The following is a 9,624-nucleotide window of genomic DNA, read 5'->3' on the forward strand; positions in this document are numbered from 1 at the left end:
CCTGCCGGTAACATGAGCCCTCAAAACCCCGCTTTTCGGGCCGTTTCCGGGCCGGTAATTATTTGGTAATTCAGAGGAAATTTCACCGAAACTTCATCCGGGTACTTTTGTCCCCCGAATGGAAAACTCTATTAATTACCGTTATCTGTGTGCTCTATTGCTGAGCCTATTTTTCAGCAGCAGCGCCTTCGCCCAAACCACGGGCACCATTAAAGGCCTCATCAAGGACGCCGCCACCCAGGAAGCCATCATCGGCGGCACCGTCCGCCTCGAAGGCACCACCCTCGGCACCCAGACCGACGTCGACGGCAGCTTCCGGCTGGAGCGCGTGCCCAAGGGCACCTACACGCTGGTCATTTCCTCGGTGGGCTACGTGACGACCACCCTGCCCGACGTGGCCGTGGAAGCCGGCAAGACCACCGTCATTAACACCACCGCCAAATCGGACAGCAAGGCGCTCGATGAAGTAGTGGTGCGCGGCGTGCGCCGCACCAACACCGAAATCTCGGTCATCACCGAAATTCGGCAGGCCAACGTGGTGGTGAGCGGCATCTCGTCGGAGCAAATCGTGAAATCGCAGGACCGCGACGCGGCCGAAGTGGTGCGCCGCATCCCCGGCGTGAGCATCATCGACAACCGCTTCATCCAGGTGCGCGGGCTGAGCGAGCGGTACAACACCGTGTGGCTCAACGACGTGACGGCCCCCAGCTCCGAAACCGACAAGAAGGCCTTCTCCTTCGACATCGTGCCCAGCGCCCTGCTCGACCGCGTGCTGGTGTTCAAAGACCCCTCGCCCGAGCTGCCCGGCGACTTCGCTGGCGGCCTCGTGAAGGTGTACCTGCGCAAGCCGGCCCTCGACGAGCGCAGCTTCACGGCCAGCTACGTGAGCGGCTACCGCGACGGCACCACCTTCAGCAACTTCAACACCGACAAGGGCAGCAGCGGCGACTTCGCCGGCTTCGGCGCCCCGAGCCGCGACTTGCCCGGTAACTTCCCGGTGCTGAACTCGGCCAGCTCGGCCGCCCAGCGCGATGCTTCGGCGCATGACTTGAGCAACAGCTTCGGCATCAAGAGCATCACGGCCATGCCCGACGTGCGCTTCAACGCTTCCTACCTCGACAACATCAAGCTGGGCGAAACGCAGATTGGCTCGCTCACCTCGCTGAGCTACACCAACGCCTTCACGCGCTTCAGCATAGCCCGCAACGTGTACGACGCCGACGGCCAGCGCACCGACCGCCTGCAGGACGAGCAGGCCACCAATAACGTGCGCCTGGGCCTGATTCAGAACTTCAGCGCGCTGCTGAAGGGCGGCACCAAGCTGGAGTTCCGCAACCTGTTCAACCAGTTCGGCCGCAACCAGATTACGACGCGCGACAACTTCTCGGCCGGCGACAACTCGCTGGTGCGCAAGGCCTACGCGCTGGGCTACCAGGGCCGCACCACCTACACCGGTCAGCTGGCCGGCACCCACGTCTTCAACAGTGAGAAAACCAATTTCGACTGGGTGGCGGGCTACGGCTACTCGGCCAAGAACGAGCCCGACCTGCGCCGCGTGGCCTACCGCAACGTGCTGCTGACCGACGGCAGCGTGGGCCAGGAAATCCTGACGCCCGCCCCCGGTCAGGTCGACGTCATCAACGCCGGCCGCCTCTACCAGAAGCTGAACGAAAACGTGTACACCCTGAACGCCAACGGCAAGCACAAGCTGCTGGGCCTGGGCGGGCGCGAGTTTGAGCTGGCCGTCGGCACCTACCTCGAATACAAGAAGCGTGACTTCACGGCCCGCGCCTTCGGCTACTCGCCCTCGGACCCCACCCGGTTTCAGACCCTGAAAAACCTGCCCCTGGCCACGGTTTTTGCCCCCGAGAACGTGGGCGGCACCGGCTTTCAGCTGCGCGAAGACATCAACTCGACCTACCGCTACACGGCCAGCAACGAGCAGGAAGCCGTGTACGCCTCCATCAACGTGCCCCTCACGCCCAGCCTGAAGCTGCTGACCGGCGCCCGCTTCGAGCGCAACGTGCAGGTCATCAACACCGGCCTGAACGGCGTGCCCGTGAACCAGACCGTGACCACCAACTACCTGCTGCCCTCGGCCAACCTGAGCTACAACTTCAGCGAAACCAGCCTGCTGCGGGCCTGCTACGGCCGCAGCCTCAACCGGCCAGAGTTCCGCGAGTCGGCCCCGTTCTACTACTACGACTTTGACTTCAACGTGCTGAACTACGGCTCGCTGTACCTCAACCCCACCAACCCGCTCAAGGTCGCCACCATCGACAACTTCGACCTGCGCTACGAGTGGTACCCCACCCCCGGCGAGCAGGTGCACCTGGGCGTGTTCTACAAGAACTTCACCAACCCGATTGAGAACGTCGTCATCCCGAGCACCAACCTGGCTTACTCCTTTGCCAACGCTCCCAGCGCCTTTTCCTACGGCGTGGAGCTGGACGTGCGCAAGAGCTTCAACTTCCTCGACGACCTGGTTGGCACCTCGGGCCTGAAGAACATCACGGGCGTGTTCAACCTCTCACTCATCAAGAGCCAGGTCGATTTGGGTTCCGGCATCGTGGCCTGGGACAGCAAGCGCGCCCTGCAGGGCCAGTCGCCCTACGTGGTGAACACCGGCCTCTACTACCAGAACGAGTCGGGCAGCTGGCAGGCTTCGGCCCTCTACAACGTGTTCGGCCCGCGCATCCTCTTCGCCGGCTCCGACCAGTACCCCGACGTGATTGAGGCCCCCCGCCACACCATCGACTTGTCATTGACCAAGAGCCTGACCAAGCGCGTGGCCCTCAACCTGGGCGTGCAGGACCTGCTGAACCAGCGCGTAACCCTGCTCCAGGACTTCAATAAGGACAAAAAATACCAGCGCGACATCGACCCCGCCCTGGCCGACTACCGCCGCGGCACCTACACCACCATCGGGGTGAAGGTGGCTTTCTAAACCGCATGTAGCGTGGACTCTGCGAGTCCGCGCCGGGGCGAACGGCCTTTCCCGCCCAGATAGGCGCGGACTCGCAGAGTCCACGCTACAAACAAACTTCAAAACCAACCCCAACCAATTTTAATATGCAACTCCTCAACCCGTTCCGTCAGCGCGCCCTGCTCGCCTTCGCCTTGTTCTCGCTGAGCCTGGCGGCCTGCAAAAAAGACGACGCCACCACCGTGACGCCTGACCCCAACACCGGCACCACCGCAGGCCAGACCGTGGAAGTGACCGAGGTGAAAACCAGCACCACCTGGACGGCCAGCAACAAGTATCTGCTGAAAGGCTACGTGTACGTGCGCTCCGGCGCCACGCTCACCATCGAGCCCGGCACCATCATCAAGGGCGACAAGGACTCGAAAGGCGCCCTCATCGTGGAGCCCGGCGCCAAGCTCATCGCGGCCGGCACGGCTGCCAAACCCATCGTCTTCACCTCAAACCAGCCCAAGGGCAGCCGCAACTACGGCGACTGGGGCGGCGTGATTCTGGCCGGCAACGCGCCGGTGAATAGCATCGTGAACGGCGTGAAACCCGTAGTGGAAGGCGGCCCCACCACCACCTACGGCGGCACCGACGCGGCCGACAACTCCGGCACCCTGCAGTACGTGCGCATCGAGTTCGGCGGCATCGCTTTCTCGCCCAACAACGAGGTTAACGGCCTGACGCTGTGCGCCGTGGGTTCGGGCACCACCCTCGACCACATCCAGGTTTCCTACTCCGGCGATGACTCCTACGAGTGGTTCGGCGGCACCGTGAACGCCAAGTACCTCATTGCTCACCGCGGCTATGATGACGACTTCGACACCGATAACGGCTTCTCGGGCAAGGTGCAGTTTGCCGTGTCCTTGCGCGACCCGCTGCAGGCCGACCAGTCGGGCTCGAAAGCATTCGAGAGCGACAACGACGCCAACGCCTCCGACAACCTGCCCAAAACCAGCGCTGTGTTCTCGAACGTGACCGTGATTGGGCCGCTGAACAACATCAACAACGTGGGCGGTATTAGCTCGCAGTACGTGGCCGCCGCGCACATCCGCCGCAACTCGGCTCAGAGCATCATGAACTCGGTGCTGCTGGGCTACCCCGCCGGCCTGCTGCTCGACCACGCCAAAACCGCCGCCAACGTGGCCAGCAACGACCTGCGCTTCCAGAACAACATCCTGGCCGGCATGGCCGCCGGCACCAGCGCCACCCGCAACCAGAAGAACATCGTCTACCTCGGCCCGACGGGCGGCGCCGGCTCGCTCACGCCCACTTCGACCATGAGCGCCGACACGTCGGCCTTCGGCACGGCCGTGGGCCCGCTGAGCTGGCTCTACAACTCCAACAACAAGAACAAGCGCTACACCAACGCCGACGAGGTGCGCCTGCTCAACCCCTTCAGCCTCACGGCCCCGAGCTTCCTGCCCCTCACCACCTCGCCCATCGTCTATACCTCCACCACCAACGCCAACCCGGTAGTAGCCCCCGCCTTCACCGACAGCAAGGTATCGGACTCGTTCTTCACCCGCACCAGCTACATCGGCGCCTTCAGCGGCTCGGGCCAAAGCTCGGAAAACTGGGCCACCGGCTGGACCAACTTCGACCCCCAGAATACCGATTACTAGTGTGTTATTTTTATTTGACTGCCATGAAAAAGGCTCCTCGAATTCGGGGAGCCTTTTTTGCGTTTGTTGTAGCGTGGACTCTGCGAGTCCGCGCTTGGCTAGGAGATGCCCCGACGATGCGCGGACTCGCAGAGTCCACGCATCGTCGGGGCATCTCCAGTGTCCCCCTTGGGGGTGAGGTGAACGCGGAGGACCACTCTACCGGCTCAGCCGGAACACAATGGGCAGTGTGCGCTGCACCCGCACCGGCCGCCCGGCCACGCGCCCGGGCGTCCACCACGGCATGAGGCGCACCACGCGCAGGGCTTCCTCGTCGAAGCCGTGGCCGCAGCCCTTGGCCACCTCCGCGTCGCGGACGCGGCCCTGCTCGTCCACCACGAAGCGCACATACACCGTGCCCGACAGGTTTTGCTGGTTAGCAGCGGTTGGGTACACGATTTTCTTCGCCAGGTACTGATGCATAGCGCCGTCACCGCCCGGAAAGGCTGGCATCTCGTCGGCGAAGGAGAGGACCTCGGGAGCGGCGGGCGCGGCTTCGGTGGCCGATGTCGGCACGGGCGCCTGGCTGGCCAGTTGGGCGTGCCCGGCCGTGGCGGCTGCCAGCAACGCGCCGGCCGTTAAAACAATGGTTTTCATAGCTGACACGGCGATATAGGAATTGCTCTGGCAAAGCTACCGGGCCGCATCAGCCACCACGGAAGCCCGTCAATTACGCTTTCATCACCCTTTCATTAATCGAACGAGGTAGAGACGGGGTCGTACCCGGTAGAGCCTGCCCCCACCCCTACCTCGTTCAGGATGCGCCCTGCCCGCAAACTGGCTTGCCGGGCAGTTCGGTCCCGCTAGCCGGCCGTTTGCGTCGTTCCTTTGCAGCCTCAATCAGCCTCTCGCTCCCATGCTTATTTCCATGACCGGCTACGGCCAGGCCCACCGCGAAACCGATACCTACACGGCCACCGTCGAGCTTCGTTCCGTCAATTCCAAAACCCTCGACCTCACCCTGCGCCTGCCCCGCTTCCTGATGCCGCACGAGCTGGAAATTCGCAACACGGTGGCCAAAACCCTGCTGCGCGGCAAGGTCAACCTCAACCTCGACTTCGTGCGCCCCGCCGCGGCCACCCGCGCCGCCACCACGCTCAACAAGGAAGCCTTGGTGGCTGCCTTTCACGAGCTAAAAGCCGTGGCCGAATCCCTGGGCCTTCACACCGGCGAAGACACGCTGCTGGCCGCCCTGCGCCTGCCTGGCGTCATCCCCAGCGCCTCCGAAATGCGTGATGCCGAGCCCGCCGCCGAAGAAACCGCCTGGGCCGAGCTGCAGCCGCTGCTTACGGAGGCCTTGGCCGCCATGCAGCAGTTCCGCCACGACGAAGGCCGCACGCTGAGCACTGAGATTCTGGGCTATGTGGCCACCATTCGGCAGCAGCTGGCCGCCGTGGAGCTGCACGACCCGGCCCGCATTGAGCACGTGCGCCAGCGCCTGGCCGGCCACTTGGCCGAGCTCACCAGCCACGAGCACTTCAACGAAACCCGCTTCGAGCAGGAAGTGCTCTACTACATCGAGAAGCTCGACATTGCCGAGGAAAAAGTGCGCTTGGCTGCTCACTTGGCCTATTTCGAGCAAGCCGTACACCAGCCCGACGAAGCTGTGGGCAAGAAGCTGGGCTTCCTGGCCCAAGAAATTGGGCGCGAAATCAACACCATCGGGTCGAAGGCCAACGATGCCACCGTACAGCACTTGGTGGTGGGCATGAAGGAGGAGCTGGAAAAAATAAAAGAGCAGCTGAACAACATTCTTTAGCCGGCTCTTTTCCACTCAAAGGGGCGCAGTCCGCGCTGAGCGAGCAGCGTCGCCACTTGGTCGAAAAAGGAGTATAAATAGGATTATACTTGTAAATTTTACAATTCAATATACAAAAAAAGGCGTTTTTTGGGGCAATGCGACTTGGATGAATAGCCAATTCAAACTGTCGGCAACTTCTCGAATCTTAGTACGTTAATAAAAATACATGCAGCTTAACTGCTGCAGTTCTGGAAAACAAAGCAATATTTGTGGCACCAAAGTTGGATATTTGATTATTGTATCTAACTTGGGTACCCGAATGCCATTTAGTTACTCCACAACCTATTCCCGATTAATATGAAATCTACATTTTTACTCTGTATTCTGGGGGTGCTTTTAATGGCCGCACGTCCCGCATCCGAAATCGAACTGGTGAAGAAGCGCGTGCTCAGCGAGCGGGTGGAAATCCTGATTCCCAAGGGCTTCGAGGTGATGACCGAGCAGCAGATGGACTTTGCCTACGCCAAAGCCCAGAGCCGCCCGAGTGTGATTTTCACCAACAACAACCTGATTAGCCTTGCCTTCAACTACTCCGACAACGACGCCGACCAAGACATGGTCGACATCTACTCGGCCTCGTTTGGCAAGACCTATCACAAGCAATACAAAGACGCCACCTGGTTTGGCGACGGCGTGAAGAACATCAACAACCGCAAGGTGGGCTACCTCGAATTCATGAAGCCCGAGATGGGCCACGAGGTGTACACGCTGGTGTTTTTCACCGATGTGGAAGGCAAACTCATGATTTGCACCTTCAACTGCGCCGACCGCCAGAAGCCCGAGTGGGAGCCCATCGCTAAGCAAATCATGCTCTCGCTGAAAGCCAAGGGCTAAAAGCACGTCATGCAGAGCGCAGTATGACGTGCCAGCGTAATTCATTGGAGCCGGTAGTTGAACGCAGGTTCGGCTACCGGCTTTTTTTTGCGCTGGGTGCAGCGCCTTCTTCGTTAAGGAAATCGCGCACCAAGCCAAAGGCGCCTGGGAAACCGACGAGCGACAGGGCGGCGGGCTGGTCGTTCACATCGTGGTAAGCGGTGCTGCCGCCGCGCGTGTAAATGAAAAAGGCAGGCACACCGGCTTCGGAAAACGGGTAGTGGTCAGAGTTTGCGGCGCGGCCGCGGGCGGCCAGAGCGGGCAGGTAGTGGTGGGCGTTGTTGAGGGCCAGCAGGCGCTGGTAGGGCGCCTCAAACACGCGTCCATTCACCACGGTAGCGCCTTGCTCGCCGGTACCCAGCAGGTCGAGGTTGATAAGGAATTTGATGCTTTTGAGCGGGATGAGCGGGTGGGCCACAAAATAGCTGGAACCCACCAAACCCGCTTCCTCGGCCCCAAAAAGCAGGAAGACCACCGAATAGGCGGGCCGGTTTTCGGGGCGGGCGTAGTGGGCGGCCAGTTCCAAGAGCAAGGCCACACCGCTGGCGTTGTCGTTGGCGCCGGGGAAGTACACGTCTTTGCCCATCATGCCCAGGTGGTCGTAGTGGGCCGATACGACGAGGAAGGAATCGGGCTGGGCGGTGCCGCGCACCACGGCCGCCAGATTCTGGGTTTGGTAGTTGCGCAGGAACTCTGCATCAATCGTAATCCCTACCGATGAAGCCGCCGCGCTGGGCTTGTTAAGTTCGACCGGCTGCAACAAAGGGTGCGGCAATGCCTCGATGCGAATGGCCGTGCCCGGCGCAGAGGCCAGCGAAGCGGTGAGTTTGGGCACTACGCTGATAATGGCCGCTGCGGAGTCGAGCCGGCTGAGGAGCCGGGCCGGCAGGTGCGCCGGCTGCTGCACGTAGCGGTCAAGCATCGTCACACACCACGGCGTTTGGCGGGTGAAATCCATAAAGTAGGCCAGCCGGGTGGGCGTGACTACTGTCGCGCTATCCAGATAGCACATGACCTGATATATTGGCAGATAACCTCCCGTCGAATGAGGCGCGGCAATGAAATCATGCCCGGCCCGCAGCCGGGTACGGCGGCCCAATTGTGGAAACCAGCTGCGGCTCAGCGCCAATTCCATCCGCCCCGGAAATGTGTTGACATCCAGCGTAAACGGCTGGGTGTAGTCGGGTGCCAGCGGCTCGAGTTTCAGTTCCTGCAGGCGGCCGCGCAGATAGGCAGCGGCCAGGTGCTCGCCCTGCTGCACGTAGCCGCGGCCGTGCATGGCCGGCGCCGCCAGCGCCTCAATGGTGGCGCGGGCGCGGGGCATGTCTTGGGCCGCAGCAGGCCCCGTCAGTATCACCACCAGCAACCCCAGCCCCCACCCGCGCCGTTGCAGCGCAGGCGTAGCCAGATGGGCTAGGCCCAGAGCCAAGGCCGTGCCGATGCTGTCGCTCAGCAGGTCGCTCCATTCGCCGTGGCGGTTGAAGGGTAGGGCCATTTGCAGGGCTTCGATGAGGGCGCCGAAGGCCGTGCAGCCCAGCAGCACCACCCAGCCGGCGTGGCGGGCCAGGCGGGGCCATCGGCGCTGGCGGCGCAACGAAAACCAGGCCAGCAACGCCTGCACGGCAAAAAATGCGGCGTGCGCAAACGTGTCGAAGCTCAGCAGCTCCCACACGGGCTGGGTCGGCAGCTTATCGGCCGGGGCCAGGGTGAGGTAAAGCAATAACGCCGCCCAACCAAGTGGCAGGACGGCGTAGGGTTTCGTATTGGTTGTCAGTTTGTCGTTGTCAGTTGTAGGCATCGAGGTATCGTGAACGCGACTTTGCACAAACAACTAACAACAACCAACTGAAACTAAAAACTAGGCGCCCACCAGTTCGCCGTAGGTTTCGGCGGTGAGCAGGGATTCCAGCTCTTCGGGCTTGGCGATGGAAATTTTCACCATCCAGCCGTCGCCGTAGGGGTCGGAGTTTACGGTTTCGGGGGAATCGGCCAGCTTGCCGTTCACTTCGAGTACCGTGCCGGTGATGGGGCTGAACAGGTCCGAAACCGTCTTCACTGCTTCCACCGTGCCGAATACTTCGTGCTGGGCCACGTCTTTGTCGAGCGTGTCGATGTCGACGTACACGATGTCGCCGAGCTCTTTCTGGGCGTGGTCGGTAATGCCCACGTAGGCAACATCGCCTTCAACGCGAATCCATTCGTGGTCCTTGGTATAATGCAGGGTGGCGGGCAGGTTCATAAGATGGTGGGGTGGTGGAGTAGTGGGTTGGTGGATTTGCCGGTCAAAAGTACGCAGCGAACTTCGCCAACCCACCAAT

At 61.6% G+C, this 9,624-nt stretch carries 7 protein-coding genes; 4 read left to right on the forward strand and 3 right to left on the reverse strand.

Going from position 1 to position 9,624, the window contains the following annotated elements:
* The first annotated feature begins 157 nt into the window (after positions 1-157).
* The gene (locus tag Q5H92_RS15910; RefSeq protein ID WP_305012534.1) at positions 158-2,947 is read left to right on the forward strand and encodes a TonB-dependent receptor; all 2,790 of its coding nucleotides are present in this window, start codon (positions 158-160) and stop codon (positions 2,945-2,947) included.
* Positions 2,948-3,072: 125 nt separating this feature from the next.
* On the forward strand, positions 3,073-4,593 hold the full coding sequence (locus Q5H92_RS15915; RefSeq protein WP_305012535.1) for a beta-helix domain-containing protein: 1,521 nt from the start codon (positions 3,073-3,075) through the stop codon (positions 4,591-4,593).
* A gap of 198 nt (positions 4,594-4,791) precedes the next feature.
* Here Q5H92_RS15915 and Q5H92_RS15920 read toward each other — a convergent pair whose 3' ends face one another.
* Positions 4,792-5,229 carry an energy transducer TonB gene (locus Q5H92_RS15920; RefSeq protein ID WP_305012536.1) on the reverse strand — a complete coding sequence of 146 codons (438 nt, stop codon included), beginning with the start codon at positions 5,227-5,229 and terminating at the stop codon, positions 4,792-4,794.
* A gap of 259 nt (positions 5,230-5,488) precedes the next feature.
* On the opposite strand from Q5H92_RS15920, the gene Q5H92_RS15925 reads away from it, so the two are divergent.
* Both Q5H92_RS15925 and Q5H92_RS15930 read left to right on the forward strand, forming a co-directional pair.
* The gene (locus tag Q5H92_RS15925; RefSeq protein ID WP_305012537.1) at positions 5,489-6,391 is read left to right on the forward strand and encodes a YicC/YloC family endoribonuclease; all 903 of its coding nucleotides are present in this window, start codon (positions 5,489-5,491) and stop codon (positions 6,389-6,391) included.
* A gap of 381 nt (positions 6,392-6,772) precedes the next feature.
* The gene (locus Q5H92_RS15930; RefSeq protein WP_305012538.1) at positions 6,773-7,267 is read left to right on the forward strand and encodes a hypothetical protein; all 495 of its coding nucleotides are present in this window, start codon (positions 6,773-6,775) and stop codon (positions 7,265-7,267) included.
* 73 nt (positions 7,268-7,340) lie between these two features.
* On the opposite strand, the gene Q5H92_RS15935 is transcribed toward Q5H92_RS15930, so the two are convergent.
* Positions 7,341-9,104, reverse strand: a complete 1,764-nt coding sequence (locus Q5H92_RS15935) for a M28 family peptidase (RefSeq protein ID WP_305012539.1) — start codon at positions 9,102-9,104, stop codon at positions 7,341-7,343.
* Between the two features lie 60 nt (positions 9,105-9,164).
* Positions 9,165-9,545, reverse strand: coding sequence for a glycine cleavage system protein GcvH (gcvH, locus tag Q5H92_RS15940; RefSeq protein ID WP_305012540.1), 381 nt, complete (start codon positions 9,543-9,545; stop codon positions 9,165-9,167).
* Positions 9,546-9,624: the final 79 nt, after the last annotated feature.

The sequence above is a fragment of the Hymenobacter mellowenesis genome, from assembly GCF_030581005.1.
In the GTDB taxonomy this organism is placed as follows: domain Bacteria; phylum Bacteroidota; class Bacteroidia; order Cytophagales; family Hymenobacteraceae; genus Hymenobacter; species Hymenobacter mellowenesis.